At 70.9% G+C, this 16,403-nt stretch carries 13 protein-coding genes and 1 riboswitch; of the genes, 7 read left to right on the top strand and 6 right to left on the bottom strand.

Annotated elements, in window-relative coordinates; genetic code table 11:
- Positions 1 to 5 precede the first annotated feature (5 nt).
- The 6 genes from LZ199_RS36775 to LZ199_RS36750 form a co-directional block, all read right to left on the bottom strand.
- Positions 6 to 1,769, bottom strand: a complete 1,764-nt coding sequence (locus LZ199_RS36775) for a peptidase MA family metallohydrolase (protein WP_253998458.1) — start codon at positions 1,767 to 1,769, stop codon at positions 6 to 8.
- A gap of 11 nt (positions 1,770 to 1,780) precedes the next feature.
- A complete protein-coding gene (locus tag LZ199_RS36770; protein WP_253998457.1) occupies positions 1,781 to 4,924 on the bottom strand; it encodes a DUF4175 family protein in 3,144 nt (1,047 codons plus the stop codon).
- 451 nt (positions 4,925 to 5,375) lie between these two features.
- Positions 5,376 to 5,921: a MarR family winged helix-turn-helix transcriptional regulator gene (locus tag LZ199_RS36765; RefSeq protein WP_253998456.1), complete on the bottom strand. Its 546-nt coding sequence runs from the start codon at positions 5,919 to 5,921 to the stop codon at positions 5,376 to 5,378.
- 304 nt (positions 5,922 to 6,225) lie between these two features.
- Complete coding sequence (locus LZ199_RS36760) at positions 6,226 to 7,935, bottom strand: dipeptidase (RefSeq protein WP_253998455.1); 1,710 nt, start codon at positions 7,933 to 7,935, stop codon at positions 6,226 to 6,228.
- Between the two features lie 159 nt (positions 7,936 to 8,094).
- The gene (locus LZ199_RS36755) at positions 8,095 to 8,448 is read right to left on the bottom strand and encodes a ComEA family DNA-binding protein (protein WP_253998454.1); all 354 of its coding nucleotides are present in this window, start codon (positions 8,446 to 8,448) and stop codon (positions 8,095 to 8,097) included.
- The gene (locus LZ199_RS36750) at positions 8,445 to 8,693 is read right to left on the bottom strand and encodes a hypothetical protein (protein WP_253998453.1); all 249 of its coding nucleotides are present in this window, start codon (positions 8,691 to 8,693) and stop codon (positions 8,445 to 8,447) included. Before LZ199_RS36750 ends, LZ199_RS36755 begins: the two co-directional genes overlap by 4 nt.
- Before the next feature lie 408 nt (positions 8,694 to 9,101).
- On the opposite strand from LZ199_RS36750, the gene LZ199_RS36745 reads away from it, so the two are divergent.
- The 7 genes from LZ199_RS36745 to LZ199_RS36715 all read left to right on the top strand — a co-directional run bounded on the left by LZ199_RS36745 (position 9,102) and on the right by LZ199_RS36715 (position 16,090).
- A complete protein-coding gene (locus LZ199_RS36745) occupies positions 9,102 to 9,998 on the top strand; it encodes an MBL fold metallo-hydrolase (RefSeq protein WP_253998452.1) in 897 nt (298 codons plus the stop codon).
- A gap of 67 nt (positions 9,999 to 10,065) precedes the next feature.
- On the top strand, positions 10,066 to 11,325 hold the full coding sequence (locus tag LZ199_RS36740) for a dipeptidase (RefSeq protein WP_253998451.1): 1,260 nt from the start codon (positions 10,066 to 10,068) through the stop codon (positions 11,323 to 11,325).
- Positions 11,326 to 11,494: 169 nt separating this feature from the next.
- Positions 11,495 to 12,598, top strand: coding sequence for a hypothetical protein (locus LZ199_RS36735; protein WP_253998450.1), 1,104 nt, complete (start codon positions 11,495 to 11,497; stop codon positions 12,596 to 12,598).
- A gap of 44 nt (positions 12,599 to 12,642) precedes the next feature.
- The gene (locus LZ199_RS36730) at positions 12,643 to 13,239 is read left to right on the top strand and encodes an RNA polymerase sigma factor (RefSeq protein ID WP_253998449.1); all 597 of its coding nucleotides are present in this window, start codon (positions 12,643 to 12,645) and stop codon (positions 13,237 to 13,239) included.
- Positions 13,236 to 14,180, top strand: coding sequence for a tetratricopeptide repeat protein (locus LZ199_RS36725; RefSeq protein ID WP_253998448.1), 945 nt, complete (start codon positions 13,236 to 13,238; stop codon positions 14,178 to 14,180). Before LZ199_RS36730 ends, LZ199_RS36725 begins: the two co-directional genes overlap by 4 nt.
- The gene (locus LZ199_RS36720; RefSeq protein ID WP_253998447.1) at positions 14,177 to 15,448 is read left to right on the top strand and encodes a DUF7305 domain-containing protein; all 1,272 of its coding nucleotides are present in this window, start codon (positions 14,177 to 14,179) and stop codon (positions 15,446 to 15,448) included. Before LZ199_RS36725 ends, LZ199_RS36720 begins: the two co-directional genes overlap by 4 nt.
- Before the next feature lie 117 nt (positions 15,449 to 15,565).
- The gene (locus LZ199_RS36715; protein WP_253998446.1) at positions 15,566 to 16,090 is read left to right on the top strand and encodes an FHA domain-containing protein; all 525 of its coding nucleotides are present in this window, start codon (positions 15,566 to 15,568) and stop codon (positions 16,088 to 16,090) included.
- A gap of 7 nt (positions 16,091 to 16,097) precedes the next feature.
- Positions 16,098 to 16,344, top strand: a riboswitch (cobalamin riboswitch).
- The last annotated feature ends 59 nt before the right edge of the window (positions 16,345 to 16,403 follow it).

Here is a 16,403-nt window from a genome sequence, read left to right as displayed (position 1 = left end):
CGTCTTCAGCGCCCCGCGTCCGTCGGCCCCGCCGTGGAGGGCGCGGGCGCGGCGGGTCTGGCCGGAGCGCCGCCCGTGGCGGGGACGTTGGTCTCCGACAGCTCGCCTTCCTCCCGCAGGAACTGCTGGGCCAGCTTGTCGACCTCGGCGGGCTCCAGGCCGGTGAGCACGGCTGTCGCCGTCTTCGCGCGGGACGCCAGCGCCGTCTCGCCGAGCGCGCCGTGGATGCGCGTCAGCGCCACGTGGATTTCGGGGTCGAACGGGTCCGACGCGAGCGCCTCCAGGTAGGCCGTCTTCGACTTCGGGTAGTCCTTGCGGTGCAGGAGGATGCGGCCCAGGTGCACGTTGGTGGCGGGCGAGCCCGGGTGCACGCGCAGGCTGCCGCGCAGCACGGACTCCGCCTCGTCCAGCCGCTTGAGCTCCAGGAGCGCCAGCGCGTACTTGTTGGAGACGGACTCGTACTTGTCGCCCACCAGCTTGTGCGCCTTGGCGTACTCCTCGGCGGCGGCCTTCACGCGGTTGCGCTCGCGCAAGAGCTCCCCCAGGTGCGCGAACTTGCGCGCGGGCACCTCCGCCACCTCGTTGAAGTCGCCGAAGGAGATTTCACGGCCCTTCTTCTCGCCGTCCTCCTTGCCCTTGTTCTTGGCGTCCTCTTTCAACACGACGCGGTCGTCGCGCGGCACCAGCTCCGAGGGGAAGGGCTGCTTCTTGATGTGCGAAAGCCACGACTTCTCGAACAGGGCGAAGGGCATGCCCATGGCCGCCTCCACCGCCTTCCGGTCCGTCTGCCCGGCCTTCAGCTCGCGCACCACGGCGCGCAGCCCCGCCGCGCCCTTCGTCTGGTGCACGTAGTCGATGGCGTAGAACACCTCCGCGAAGGCGGTGGCCGCGTCCTCCGCCGTGGGCAACAGCGCGATGGACGGGTGCATCTTCTCGAACGGGATGAGCGTGTCCGCCTTCACGCGCTTGCCCAGCAGGGCCTGCGTGGACGGCGTCATCGCCAGGCCCGCCTTGCCGCGCCAGCGCGACTCCAGGAACTTGGCCATGCCCTCGTGCAGCCAGATGGGCACCGTGTTGCGGCTCATCTGGCTGACGACGAGGTGGATGTACTCGTGCGCCAGCGTGTCCTGCCAGTCGTAGCCCTGCGCCACGGCCTTGGGGCTGGTCACCATCAGCTTGTTGAACTTGCAGATGGCGATGGTGCCGGTGGTGCGAATCTGCTTCTCGGTGAGCGTGCTCACCTTGGACAGCTCACGCGCGTTGTTCACCACCTCGACGCGAATCTTCCCGCCCGGCGGCGTCCAGCCCAGGTCCTCCGCCATGGCGCGGTGGATGGCCTCCAGCGTCTCCAGCGCGTAGGGCACCAGCACCGCTTCCTTGCCCTTCGGGTAGAAGAAGATGAAGTGCTCGCTCTCCGCGCGCTCGTGGCTCTTGACGATGTCGCGCGTGTCCTTGGCCAGCCGCAGGTAGCTGCCCGGCTTGTCCTCGATGTTGGCGCCTTCCAGCAGCCCCACCGCGTCGTCGTAGCGGCCCTCCTCGAAGGCCACGCGGCCCTGGTAGTACTTCAAGGGCTCCACGTCCGAGGGGATGAGCTGCTCCACCGCGGCCAGCTCGCGTTTGGCGCCGGGCACGTCCCAGTCGTCCAGGCCCTGCTCCACCTGGCCCAGGCGCGCCTTCACCTCGTCCTTGAGGGAGGACTCCTGCTGCGCGACGGCGGGCGTGGCCACGCCCAGTCCCAGGGCCAGCGCGAGGGCCACCCAGCGGTTCATCCGGCGGTCTCTCACTTCACCAGCTCCTCGTAGTAGCGCTTCACCTGCTCGCGGTACTTCTCCGGCGCGCCCTGCTTCATCGCGTCCAGCAGGTCCTTGCGGAACTCCTTGGGCGCCTGGAACGCGTCCTCGTCGGGCAGCTCCACCTGGTCCTTCGGGTCTCTTCCGGAGTTGCCCTGCTTGCGCCCGCTCATGCCGCCGGGCAGGGGCAGCCCGCCCTTGCGGCCCTTCTGGCCCTGCTGCATCTGCTGCTGGAACTGGCGCAGGCCCTCCAGCGCGGCCTGCTGCTCGCCGTAGCCCCGGCCCGGGTCCTTGCCCTGCATCCGCTGCGCGGCTTCACCCATGCGCTGGCCCACGCCCTCCATCTGCTGTGAGGCCTCTTCACCGAACAGCGGCGCCGTCTGCTCCATCTCCTCCATCTGCTGGCGCAGGTCCTGCGCGCGCTGCTCCAGCTGCTGCTGCTGCTGGGAGAGCTGCTGGAGCTGCTGCTTCTCCTGCTGCGAGAGCTGTGAGCCGGGAGGAGGGAAGAGCGACTGGAGCTGCTTGTTCACGTCCTGCACGTTGCGCGCGTCGCGGTCCAGGCGCTGGGCCAGCTCCGAGGACTGCTGCCGCACCTCGGGCGGGTTGCCGAACATCTCGTCGAGCTGCTTCTGCTGCTCACCCATGCCAGCCAGCTGCCGGGCCGCGTCCTCGGCCCTGGCGGCGGCCTCCGCGGCCAGGTCGAAGTCGTTCACCTTCAGCGCGTTCTCCACGTTGCGCAGCTCCGACTGGGCTTCCTCCAGGGGGCGCGCGGCGCGGCTGTTGAGGTGCTCCGGGTTGAGCTTGTCGTAGCTCTGCTGGGCCTGCTGCACCTTGCGCATGAGGTCGCTCTTGATGGACTCGCCGCGCTCGGAGAGGCGCTCCTTGTTCTGCGCGCGGGCCTGGTCTCGCAGCTGGCGCGTCTGCTCGGCCACGCGCTGCTGCTCGTCCACGGTGCCCTTCAGGTCCTCCATGAACTTGCCGAACTTCTCCGCGAGCTCCGGGTACTGCTCGCCGCCGAACTCCTCGTTGGCTTCGTCCAGGCCCTTGAGCATCTCGTCCATCTGCATGCCCAGCTCCTGGAGCTTCGCGAGCGCCTCGTCCGTCTTGCCCTCGCGCATCAGCTTCTCCACATCGTCCAGGGCGCTCTGCATGTCCTTGTCCTTCATCATCTCGGACAGGGCCTCGGCGTTGAGGTGCTCGTCGCGGATGCCCTTGCGCATCTCCGCCATGCGCTGCATCAGCTCCTGGATGCGCGCCTTGAGCTGCTGAATCTGCTCCATCACCGCCTGGCGCGCGGACTCGTCCGGGTTGGCCTTGAACTGCTCAATCAGCCGCGACAGCTCGCGGCGCTCGCCGGCCAACTGCTTGCCCATCTCCTGGAGCGCCTCCAGTTTCTGCCTGTCGAGCAGGGCCTCCAGGTAGAGGATGTCCTTCTCCAGCTCGGCGATTTCCTCCGTCACCACGCCGGACAGGCGGTTGCCGGTGCCCCAGTCCTCGCCGCGCGCGCGCTGGGTGCGCAGGTAGAGGCGGCGGAAGTCCGCGGTGCCGTTGATGTGGCTGCCCAGGGACTCGGAGATGTTGGCGAGCGCGGAGACCAGCTCGGTGGGCACGTCGCGCTCGCGCGACAGCGTCTGCGCCAGCGTGCGCATGTCGGTGATGAGCTGCTGACCGCTGGTGTCCACGGACGCGGCGGAGGCGATGGCCTGGGCGTCCTTCTGCTTGTCGCGGTCAGGCCCCTCCAGCCGGTCCGCCAGGTGGTCCACCATGCGGCCCCAGAGCTGCTCGGCCTTCTCCAGCGCGGCGCGGTGGTGCTCGGCGGCGGAGTAGATGCGCAGCACCTGGGTGCGGCTGACGCCCTTCTTGGGGCCCTCCACCGCGTCGTTGTCCTGCGCCTCCACGAAGTACGTAATCCGGTCGCCCGGGTCCACCTTGAGCGAGCCCAAATCCCACGTGTACGTGTCGCGGCTGCGCCGGCCGTCCTCGCGGCGCAGTGGCACGCGCGTGTCCTTCTGTGCGCCGGGCGTGCGGAAGACGAGCGACAGGCCGGACAGGCCGTAGTCGTCGGTGGCCTCGTACTTGAGCGTCACCTTCTGGCCGGGGTCGACCTCCAGCTCCGCGGCGGGCGTCATCAGCGTCACCTGGGGCGCCTTGTCCGCCTCCACGGTGAGGGGGATGTCGGGGCCCACCGCGAGCGGCTTCTCGCTCCGGGCATAGAAGACGAAGCGGTAGTGGCCGGTCTTCTTCGCGATGAAGGTGCCTTCCAAATCCCGGTTGCCGGTGACCTGGAGCGGCACCGTCTCGTCGTTGATGACCAGCTCCGCGCGCTCCACGGGGCGGTCCGAGCGTGTCTTGAGGACGACCTCGGTGCCGGCCGGGGCGCTGACGGCGCCGTCGGTGCCGGGCACGGTGCGCTGGGACAGGCCGGTGTACGCGGGGTAGCGGTACGTCAGCTCGATGTCGCCGGTGATGGGCTCGACCTGGGCCTGGGCCACCGGCGTGCGCGCCACCTCCAGGATGCGCTTCACGCCCGCGCCCCACTTCTCACCGAACAGCCCCAACACCAGCGCGAGCACCAGCAGCACGCCGCACGCGGCCAGGGCGCTGCGCTGCGCGGGGCGGCCGTCGACGACGGAGCGCGCGTCCACGGTGCGCACCCGCGTGTCCATCTGCGCGAGGAAGGCGTCCGCCAGCTCCGGCGAGCCGTTGGCCTGCCCCTCCTGCTCGCGCCGCAGCTCCACCGCCGCCAGCACGTCCAGCGACAGCTCCGGCCGGCGCTGGCCCACCAGGCGCGCGGTGAGCAGGTCGTCGCCCACCCGTCGCCGCGCGAGCCACAGGCCGAAGACACACGCCACCGCGGCGCCCACCGGCACGGCCAGCCCGAGCAGCGAGCCGCCGATGCGCGGGGCCACGAGTCCCAGCAGGCCGCCGCCCACCCACAGGAGGCAGGCCGCCACGAAGCCCAGGGCGACTCCCTGCAGCCACAGGTACCGGCGCTGCCGGGCGCGCACGGCGGAGAGCAGGGCCTCCACGCCACGGCCTCGCGAGGACCTGCCCACCCGCGTGGGCGAGGCCGGTGGCGGAGGCGGCGGGGGCGGCAGCTCGGGGCCTGGGCTCTGCGGGGTGTCGAGGTTCACGCTGTCCTGTCCGCTCAGTGGCGAGGCAACTCCCGGCGGAGGTGCCTATTTCCCGATTCTCTAGCAACGTCCGACGGGCCGCGAGGTGCTTGGGCCCCTGGATTTCACCCAGGATGGGCGGGGCTGTCCGACGCCGGAAGGACCCAGGCGCCGGAGGGTCCGGGAGGCAACGCGGCGCAGGCCGCCATTCGTCCCGTCAGCCCGCGCCAAGTGCCCGTCATGACTCGGGAAGGGCTTCATGGCGCTGGTGGGCCGGAGGCGGTCGACGCCGGGCGACGTGGCCGCGAAGCAGGGTCCCACCCGAGGTCCAGGCGCTGGGAGGGGTGGGGAAGCGCGTCGAGGGCCTGCGCGGAGGCGGCACCGGATCGACGCTCGTTGGTTCAGCGGGACGCCGGGCGAGCGAGCTGGCGAGCCGGGGCCCGCCGGAGGGGCGGGCCGTGGCGGACCTGCTTCAGCGAAAGTCCGGCTTCTTCGCGGCCGAGTCAGCGGCCAGGTCCTCTTCTGGATGCGGTACGCCACCCAGCTCCTGCGCGAGCGCGGTGAGCACGTCCTGCGTGCAGAGGATGCGGTTGCGCGACATCCGGGAGAGGACGCGCTGCACGGCGGACTCGACGGTGCCCTCGGAGGGGATGTCCAGCGCGCGCCCCGACTCCGTGAGGGCGAACAGCGCCTTGCGCCCATCCAGCGGGTCAGACTTGCGCTCCAGCAGGCCGCGCTTCTCCAGCCGCTTGAGCACGCCCGTCAGGGTGCTCGGGTGCACATGGAGAATCTGGGCGAGCGTGCCGGCGGTGATTCCGGGGAAGCGTCCCACCAGCCGGATGACCAGGCGCTGCGGGCCGGTGAGGCCCAGCGTCGACTCCATCCGCTTCGAGGTGGACTGGAGCCCGTGGTCCACGGCCCACAGCAGGCGCATGAACTCGAGCACTTCGCCGAGCGGCGGGCCCTTGAGCCGCTCACCTTCCTGGGGTTCCGGCTCCCCACTGGCCGTGTCCTTCATGACTTCATCTTCCCTCACCTGCCGCCTCCCTGTCTCTGCAAGTCTTTGAGTCGCAGGGGGTCTATCTCTTCGCGGTCCCCCCCGCCCTGTAACTTCGTTGTGTATCAGTCACCAGAAGACGTGGGGAGGCTTTCACCTTCCGCCACCTCCGCCTTCCGCGCCCGTGCTTCCCATGACGCGGGAGGGGGGCGCCCGTCCCTCCACCCCGTGAGGTGGGGGGCGGGGGGCGCCCCGCCTGGGTTGTCCGCTCGGTGGCGGGGCTCCGGCGGCCCCTCCCGACCTGGGCCGGAGAGGGGGCGGGGGACTACGGAGCGGGCGCCACGGTGGGCTTGGGCGCGGGCGCGGGCGGCGTCTTCGGGCCGGGGCCGGGGGCCGCGACGGGCTTGGGCTCCTGGGGCTCGGGCGGCATCTCCAGCGTCTTGCCGCGCTCCTGGGCGATGCGCCGGTACCAGCTCTCCGGGTACTTGGGGTGGTTCACCTTGCCCTGCTCGTCGCGGACGTTGCCGTCGATGTACTTCACCAGCAGCGTCTCGCCGAGCTTCCGCCAGCGCGCGTGGACCTTCTCGCCCTGCTGCACCGAGTAGGTGGTGAGGTACTGCCGCGCCTCTTCCGGGCTGCGCTTGTAGTGCTCCAGCGCCGTCTTCTCGATGTCGGCCTGGTCCGCGAGGAACTGGCCCTCCAGCGCGCCCTGCTCCTTGTGCACGTCCACGGACATGTCGCTCCAGCGCGCATAGGCCTGGTTGGACACCCAGTTGAACACCCAGAAGGAGGAGTCCCAGGAGAACGCGCCGCGGCTGGCCACGCCCTGGGCGAAGTTCCTCGGCACCTGACGGATGCCCGCGTACATGGGCGTGTAGACCGTCATCGACGTGTCATCCACGCCGAACCAGAGCACGCCGCCGATGGGGGCCGGCATGGAGCCGCGCATCTGCGCGACGAAGGAGAAGCCCGTCTGCTGCGTGGAGATGGCGCGCTCGTGGACGTACTTCTTGCCGTCCACCTCCCACGTCATCGGCCGCCAGCGGTAGGGCGCCGCGTAGGGACCCGCGCCCACGTCCTTGGACATGTCGAGCGGCGTGTTGTCGAAGTGGTCGCGCATCAGCGCCATGACGTCCTGCACGGACAGCTTCTTGTCCGGCTTGACCCACAGGGGCAGCCGCTTGGCCGGCGCGGAGCCATCCGCGTACTCCGGACCGTAGTTCTTCGACGGCGCCGCGCGCCGGAAGATGCTCCACACCCGCGCCTCGGAGAAGCGCTGCCCGCCGAAGTCGAGCGGGTTGTACGTCTCCGCGAAGCTGAAGTCCTTGTCCGCGCCCTTGAACCAGCCCTTCTCGCGGGCGAAGGAGATGACGTCCGGCGAGTACAGCACGTTGTCCGAGTCGTTCAGCGGGAACTGCTCGATGCGCGCCTGGTTGGCGTGAGCGGTGATGTGGCCTTCCGGAAGCCGGCGGGCCACCCACACCGCGCCCTTCTGGCCTGTGCCCTTGCCAATCAGCTCCAGCAGCCACGCCTCCTTGGGGTCGGCGATGGAGAAGGACTCACCGGTGGACGCGTAGCCGTGCTCGGCCACCAGCTTCGTCATCACCGTGATGGCCTCGCGGGCCGTCTTGGAGCGCTCCAGCGCGATGTAGATGAGCGAGCCGTAGTCGACGATGCCCGCGGGCCCCTCCAGCTCCTTGCGGCCGGAGAAGGTGGACTCGCCGATGGAGAGCTGGTGCTCGTTCATGTTGCCGACGACGGAGTACGTCACCGGCGCCTCGGGGATGCGCCCCAGGTGCTTGCCGGTGTCCCATTCGATGATGTCGCGCTGGGCACCCTCGGCGTGGCGGCGCGCGGGCGTGTAGTACAGCTCGCCGTACAGCTCGTGCGCGTCCGCGGCGTATGTCATCAGGGTGGCGCCGTCCGCCGTGGCGCCCTTGTTGACCAGCATGCTGGTACACGCGAGGACGGGCGGAGCAACCAGCGCGGCCGAGACGGGCAGCGCGGTGAGCAGTCGAGGCAGTCGTCGGTTCATGGCGGCGGATGCTCTACCAGCCGGGTTCCAGATACAAACCTCTCTTGCGAGGTGCCTGGCCGCTCCCCCGGCGCGGAGCCGCGACTCGACAGGGCCACCGCCCGGGCCACGAGACAGACCCGGGCGGCGACCCCTCTCCCCATGAATGGATGCGTCGTGTCAGTTGTTCGTGGCGACCACCTCCTTTCCCTCGGGAGGCGAGGCCACCTGCTCCACCTTCAAGGTGGTGGGGCCGCTCAGCGTCAGGTGGGCCTTGAGCTTGAGGAACTTCTTGCGGCCGAAGCCCTTCACCCGCACCAGCTCCTCCACCCGCTGGAAGGGGCGCTTGCCCCGGTGCTGGATGATGCGCTGCGCCGCCGAGTCACCCACGCCGGGCAGCAGGTCGAGCTCCGCCGCCGTCGCCTCGTTGAGGTTCACCACGCCCGAGTACTGGGTGCGCAGCCGCGCCGCGTCCGCCACGCCGGGCTTCCCCACCAGGAGCACCAGCGCCAGCAGTCCCCACGCGGCCCTCACGAATGGCCCCCCACGGGCGCCGCGTCCAGCCCCACCTCGGGCGCGTACCGCCCGCTGACTCCCGGCGTGTCCCGCTTCTCCGCCGCCTCACGCACGTGCAGCTTGCCGTCCAGCGGCAGCACATCCAGCAACACGTTCAGCGAGCCGTCCTTGTTCACGAACGCGCTGCCCGCCCGCACCCAGATGCTCCCGCCCTTGCCCTCGCGAATGGAGAACACCGCCAGTCGCTTCCCCGCCATCAGCATCTTCCGCCTCCACACTCCACACCGCGCCACCACGGCGCGACCGCCTCGCCGGCTTGACCGCCTGAGGTCGCCACCTGCTTGAGCAGTCGCCGTGCCAGGGCCGTCTCCCTCGGAGGCGTGTCATCACCCCCGTGCACGCGTCCGCGAGGTGTCCCACCGCGAGGACGGGCGCCGAGGCTCCAGTGGCTTCTCACGCGGCGAGATGCGTGAGGTGCCACGCGACGGAGCCAGGGCGCGAGAGGTGTCCGTCCCCGCGAGCGGCGCGGGGTTCGCCATCGTCCCATGTCGGCACGCCGCTCGGCGTCGTGACGGTCCGTGTTTCACGGGAGAAGTGAGGCTCTCGGGAATGAAAGGGCGCCAGGTTTGCTAAGACGCGCGCCGCCGCATCCCCCGTCGTCTGGAGGTCGCATGAAGGCCGTTGCCGCCGTGCTCGTCCTGCTGCCCTGTCTCGTGCTCGCGCAGGACCGCGACTTCTCCCAGGTGGAGGTGCGCGCCACGCCTGTCGCCGGCAACGTGCACCTGCTCCAGGGTGCCGGTGGCAACATGGCCGTCTCGGTGGGGCCCGACGGCGTGCTCCTGGTGGACGACGACTTCGCGCCGCTCATCGACAAGGTCCGCGCGGCGCTGAAGACCTTGAGCAAGCAGAAGCTCGTCTACGTCCTCAACACGCACGTGCACAGCGACCACACCGGAGGCAACGCGGTGCTCGGGCGCGAGGCGACGCTGGTGGCACACGAGGCCGTGCGCGCGCGCATGTCGAAGCCGAGGGTCCGTCGGGGCGAGACGCTGCCTCCCGCGCCGGAGCATGCGCGCCCCGTCCTCACCTTCCAGCAGGGCCTCAGCCTCTGGTTCAACGGCGAGGAGGTGCGGATGACGCACCTGCCTTCAGGCCACACGGATGGCGACAGCACGGTGCTCTTCGTGGGCAGCAACGTGCTGCACCTGGGCGACCAGTTCTTCACGGACCGCTTCCCCGTCATCGACCTGGAGGCGGGCGGCAGCGTGGAGGGCTACGTGCGCAACGTGGAGGGCGTGCTCGCGAGCCTGCCGGCCGGCGTGCGCATCATCCCGGGTCACGGCGCGCTGGCGGGACGCGAGGAGCTGGAGCGCTTCGTCGCCATGCTGCGCGAGACGACGGCGCTGGTGCGGCGCAAGAAGGTCGCGGGCAAGACGCTGGAGCAGGTGAAGGCCGAGGGCCTGCCGGAGCAGTACCGGAGCTTCGGCGAGGGCCACGTCAAGACGGAGAAGTGGCTGGAGACCGTCTACGCGGGCCTGGGCGGGGTGGGGCAGGGCAAGCGCCCCTGACGTCCCTTCATCCCGCGCGGGCTCCGTGGGAGAGTCCCCCCAAGTCCCGTCGTTCCGAGGTGCCCGCGTGAACCGCTCCGTCCTCACCGCCCTGCTCCTCCTGGGCGCGCCTTCGCTCGCCGCCGCGCCCGCCGCGCCGTCGCCCATCTCCGCGAAGGCCCGCGCCATCCACGAGTCGGCGCTCATCATCGACACGCACGTGGACACGCCCCTGCGCATGCTCAACGAGGGCTTCGACGTGGGCTCCCAGCCGCCCAATGGCCAGGGTCACCTGGACCTGACCCGCGCACGCGCGGGCAACCTGGGCGCGGCCTTCTTCTCCATCTGGGTGGAGCCCAAGGAGTTCGCGGGCCGCTACACCCATCAGACGCTGCGCATCATCGACTCGGTGCTCAGCGCGGTGGAGAAGCACCCGGACCAGATGGTGCTCGCGCTGTCCTCGAAGGACATCGTCGCCGCGCGCGCGGGCAAGCAGAAGAAGCTCGCCACGCTCATGGGAATCGAGGGTGGCCACTCCATCCAGAATGATTTGGGCGTGCTGCGCGACTTCTACCGGCTGGGCGTGCGCTACATGACGCTCACCTGGTCCAACACCAACGAGTGGGCGGACTCGTCGGGCGATATCCAGGACGCGGCGGTGAAGCACCATGATGGCCTCACCGACTTCGGCCGTGACGTCGTGCGCGAGATGAACCGGCTGGGCATGCTCGTGGACATCTCCCACGTGTCCGACAAGACGTTCTTCGACACGGTGAAGGTGACGCGCGCGCCCGTCATCGCGTCGCACTCGTCCGCCCGCGCGCTCACGGACCATCCGCGCAACATGACGGACGAGATGCTCAAGGCCGTCGCGGCCAACGGCGGCGTCGTCATGGTGAACTTCTTCTCCGCCTTCGTCGACGACACCTACCGCAAGGCCTACGCCGCCATGGCCACCGAGCGGAAGGCCGCCGAGGCCGCGGTGGAGGCGAAGTACAAGGACGCGGACCCCGTCACCCGCTTCCGCGCGGACTCCGAGGTGAGCTGGGCGTGGGCCGCGAAGGTGCCGCGCCCGCCGCTGGAGGCCGTCATCAACCACATCGACCACATCGCCAAGGTGGCCGGCGTGGACCACGTGGGCCTGGGCTCGGACTTCGACGGCATCAACTCCTCGCCCCAGGGGCTCGACTCGGTGGCGGACCTGCCGCGAATCACCGAGGCGCTGGTGGCCCGGGGCTACACCCGCGAGCAGCTCCACAAGATTCTGGGCGGCAACCTGCTGCGCGTCTTCCGGGAGGCCGAGCGCGTCAGCCGCGAGCTGCGCGCCACCCCGAGCGTCCAGCGCTGAAGCCACGCACGAGGGCAGCCTGGAGGCCCAGGCCCATGGCTGCCCGTCCGCCGGAGGATGGCAGGCGCAGCGCGTCTTTTCCGGTACGCCTGCCACCCGCGTCGTCGCGGTGAGGTGTGTTTGCCCCGGGGCTTCCCGCGCGCACTCACGAGACGCTAGCCTCCGCGCCATGGCATCGGGCGTCGTGTTGATTCGGCTGGGGCTCGTCGCCGCCCTGTGCCTGGGCGTGGAGGTACGCGCGGCGGACGGCGGCCCATGGCTCGCCGTGGCGCGCGTGTCCTCGGAGGAGGACGGCGCCCTGCTGGAGCGCGTGCGAGGCCAGAGCAGCGACCTGCCCGTCGAGCTGCGCGCCATGCCCGGCCCATCCCTGGAGGGCACTCCCCAGGACCAGTGGCGCTCCGTCGTCGCGCTGGCGGATGCGCAGCAGGCCCGCGCCGTCCTCTGGTTCCAGCGCTCGGGCACCGAGCTGCGCGTCCACTTCGCGGAGCCCGGCAGTCGCCACCTCTTCGTGCGTGTCGCGCGACTGGAAGGGCAGCCCGGCGCGCTCGAGTGGTCCGCGGGCGCCGAGGCCGTGGCGCTCGTCGTGCGCTCCGCCCTGCGCGCGGTGGAGGCCGGCACGCCCCTGGGAGACGTCGTCGAAGTCGCCGCCCCGCTGCCCGCGCCCGCCACCCCCGAGACGGAGCGCGAGCCCACGCCCATGCCGCCGGAGCTGTGGTCCATGCCACCGGCCGCGTCGGACTCGGTGCCGCTGCGCTGGCAGGTGATGGTGGGCGGGGTGATGACGCTGGATGGGTATGAGAGCTCAGGCCATCAGGGCCTGCTGCTCGCGTCCGGTTGGGAGTTCCGCACGCTGCGCATCCGCCTCCAGGTCCTCGCGGGCCTGGAGAAGAAGCTCCCGGATGGGCGCACGGACGTGAAGCTGGAGCAGTACGCCGGAGGCCTGTGGGTGGACACTCCGCTCATCGAAGCGGGGAGCCTGCGCTGGGGTGTGGGCGCGGGCCTGGGCCTGCTCATCTTCGGCCGCAGCACGGAGTCGTATTTCGGAGGAATCATCGCCGCCAAGCCCCGCTTCACCCCCGCCCTGCTGGCCGGGCCCGATACCTCGGTGCGCTGGCGCTTCTCCCAGCTGGTCGCGATGGAGGCCACCGTCGCCGCCGATGCCGTCCTGGGGCGCCCCCGGCTCGGCTACTCCGAGGACGGAAACTTCGTGCCGCGCAATGAGGGCTGGGCGGTACGGCCCCGGTTCGCCCTGGCGCTGGTGTTGCTGCCGTGAGTGGCGATGACCCGTTTTCGCCTCGACCTCCCTCCATGGGGGCGATGACGAGCACGGGACGGGAAGTTGTCGGCAGGGCACGTCCTGGAGCGGACCCCCGCATCCAGGCGGCCATCCAGGGACGCAAGGAGGCCGCCGAGTCCTTGCTGATGGAGCTGTTGCCGCGCGTGCGCAACCTCGTGCGCTACCTGGTGCATGGGGATGGAGAGGTGGAGGACATCTCGCAGGAGGCGCTCATCGCGCTGTTGCGCGGGCTGTCCACGTACCGGGGCGAGGGGCAGTTCCAGTCCTGGGTGGACCGGGTGGTGGCGCGGACGACGTTCGCCTGGCTGAAGCGCGCTCGGGGCAACGAGGCGCGGCGCGGCGATGACTCCGCGGAGCTGATGGCGGTGCCGTCCGAGGACGCGCCTCCCGACGAGTACGTGCACCGTCGTCGCATGGTGATGCTGCTGGACCGTATCCCCGACGAGCAGCGACATGCGATGGTGTTGCATCATGTGCTCGGCATGAGTGTGCCGGAGGTGTCGGACGAGCTGGGGATTCCCTTCGAGACGATTCGCAGTCGGCTGCGGCTGGGGCGCACGGCGCTCCGCGCGCTGGCGACCGAGGACGGCTCCGTTCCGGATGGAGGTACGGAATGAGCCGGCCCCTGGATGACGAAGGGCTGCCGCCGGGGATGCTCGCGCCGCTCGACGAGGACCCGGGGCCCGCCCGGCGACTGTCCCGGCAGAAGTCCGCGGCGCTGGTGCAGGCCGCCATGCTCGCCGCCCTGGACGCGCCTTCGCCGCCTCCGCGTCCCCGTCGACGGTACGAGTGGTTGATGGGAGGCGCGCTGCTCGTGGTGGGCGCGGCGGCCGTCGCCACCTGGCACCTGTCCCGACGGAGTGAGCCGGACGCGCCGTCGCTCAGCGCGAATCCCACCGTGGTGGAGCCCGTGCTTCCGGAGCCGGGAGTCGCCCCCGGGGGAAGTGCCAAGGGCGCGCGGGCCCACCCGGAGATGGACGGAGTCCGCGTCGGGCCGACCGTGCCCGAGGGCGTCGGTGTCGATGGCTCAAGGGCCGAGCCTGGGCGCGTGGACGCCGCCGCCGCACGGACTGGGTCCGAGGTGCCTGACGTCGACGCGGCTGGGGCCGGGCCCGAAATCACCGCGTCGCCACCGTCCGTGAAGCCCCGGGTGGAGCCTCGGCTCCCGGGTGCGCCCGCGCCGGAGGACCTGTTGCGCCGGGCCAATGAGCACCGGGCCACGGGGCAGTGGAAGGCCGCGGAGGCGCTCTACCTGCGCGTCATCCGGACCGACCCGAAGGGCATGTCCGCGTATGTGGCACGCGTGGCCTCGGGCTCGCTGCGGCTGGAGCACCTGGGGGATGCACGCGGTGCGCTGCGGCAGTACCAGGAGGCCCAGCGGGGCTGGCCCGGGGGTGTCCTGGAGGAAGAGGCGAGCCACGGCGTCGCGGAGGCCCTGCGGGCCCTGGGCGACAGGGACGGCGAGGCGCGAGCGCTGGAGGCCTTCCTCGCGCGCCACCCCGATTCGCCCCATGGGGTGGCGGCTCGGAACCGACTGAGGGAGATTTCAGGTCGATGACTCGCGCCTTCGCATCGCGGTGGAAGCGTTCTCCTGGCGGCTTCGTCCTGCTGGGCTGGCTGACGGTGGGGTCCGCGTGCACGGTGAGGGACCCGGTGGCCTTCATCAACACGCCGCACAACGACGCGGGCCCGGTGGCCTCGTCCGACGGTGGTGGGCCGACCGGGGAGGCCGAGACTCCCGATGACCAGGCGGCCTTCTGCGCGTCCACCGGGCCGCTCTTGCTCGTGGGCGACAGCGTCACGGGAGAGAAGGTGTGCAGCGGCCATCTGGCGGAGCGCGCCTTCCGGTTCGCGCTGTGCTCGTGTGACAGGCTCGCGTTCAGCGCGGCGCTCACCACGGACGCGTTCCGGAGCTCCATGGGCAAGTACGTGCCGGGAGGGCAGGGCGGCGCGGTGGCGACGAATGGTGGCGTCGCGGCCAACGACACGCTGAAGGTGGGCGGTGGGTTCAGCGCGGGCGGCGCGGATGGCATCTCGCTGGGCCGGGGCCTGTCGGTGGGCGGCGGCCTGTACAGCGGAGGTCCGCTCACGGGCAACGTGTCCGCGCAGGTGACGGGCGATGCCTGGGTGCGCGGAAACGTGGGGCTGGCGTCGCTGACGGTGATGGGCAAGCTGGCCGTGCCCGCCGGCAATGACATGTCGGGCACGGTGACGGCCTCGGAGGTGCTGCGCGAGCCGGTGGAGTCGGTGGCGCCGTGCGCGTGTGATGACGCCTCGCGCGTGGACATCCGCGGCCTCATCGCCAATCACGCCGAGCACAACCACAACGACGCCATCGGCCTGGACGCCTCGTCGCTGGCGGGCTTCAACGGAGAGCGCACGCTGGAGCTGCCGTGCGGGCGCTTCTTCCTGACGGGCATCGAGGGACAGGGGCGGCTCAACCTCGTCGTGCGCGAGCGCACCGCGCTGTTCGTGCGCGATGACGTCGTCATCGGCGAGCGGCTCTCCGTGGAGGTGGTGCCGCCCGGAGAGCTGGACCTGTTCATCGGCGGCGACGTGACGGTGGCGGGGCAGTTGCTGCTGGGCTCGGTGGATGCGCCGGCCCGCGTCCGCGTGTACTCGGCGGGCACCGGGACGCTGGGCATCTCCGCGGGCAGTGTCATCGCGGGAAACTTCTACGCGCCCGGCGCCACGATGACGCTCAGTGGAAACGCGGAGGTGTATGGCTCGCTCTTCGTGCGCCACATCGAGGCCTCTGGCGCCTTGGGGCTGCACTACGACGCGGACGTGCTCTCGCTCGGGAGCGCCTGCGGCCCCGCGAAGTGAGGTGCGTGGCACGTCCCCGCGACACCGGGACGACTTCGCGAACGCGCTGGGGTGGACAGACGCAAGGGGCGTGCACAGGTTAGCGAGCACACCTTCCTTCCGGCCTGGAGGACCCCCGTGCTCCACCGTCTGTCAGCGCTGATGGCCCAGCTCCAGGAGGACCGCGAGGCGCTGCTGCGAGGTGTCGGGTGGCCCGTGCTGGTGTGGGACTCGATGCCGCGTCTGCCGCGCGCGGTGTCTCCGGTGGAGGCCCCGACGCTGATGGGCCCGTCGCCGCCGCGTGTCGGGGAGCCCGTCGTCTTCGAGCTGCGGCCGAGGCTGCCGGGAAGTGGTTCCGAGGTGACGGTCGGCCGCAGCCCGGAGTGCGACATCGTCCTGCCGGAGCCCACCGTGTCGCGACAGCACGCGCGATTTCGTCCGGAGCCGCACACGGAGGTGTGGAGCGTGACGGACCTGGAGAGCCACGGCGGCACGTACCAGGAAGGCGTGTTGATTGTGCCGGGTCGCTCCTCTCCGTTGTTCAGTCGGGCGTCGCTGCGGCTGGGGGGCGCGGAGGTGGTGTTCCTCCAGGCGAGCGCCTTCGAGCAGTACGCGCGCTCGTGCGCCGCGCCGTCCCGGGTGCGCTTGACGCGACGGAGGTGACCCCCTTAGAAGGGGTGCGCCCTTGGGTGCCCATGTCGGGCTTTCAAGAGGGAAGCCGGTGCGAATCCGGTGCGGTCCCGCCACTGTGATTGGGCAGCCCTGAGGACAGGGCCGGGGACTTCGGTCAGTCGCCACTTCGGCAGCGGCCTCGCGGCGCTCCGGGGGAAGGCGGAAGCCCCCTTCCAGCCAGACGCGCCGTGCGCCTGAGGTTGGAGCCCATCAGCCAGGAGACCTGCCCAGGGGTGCGGACGTGTCGCGTGGCGACACGCTCGGACGGCCTTCTCTCTTCGATGGAGAGAGCGGAAGGCGGAGC

Source organism: Myxococcus qinghaiensis, assembly GCF_024198215.1.
Lineage (GTDB): Bacteria > Myxococcota > Myxococcia > Myxococcales > Myxococcaceae > Myxococcus > Myxococcus qinghaiensis.
This window is presented reverse-complemented; position numbering and strand designations above follow the sequence as displayed.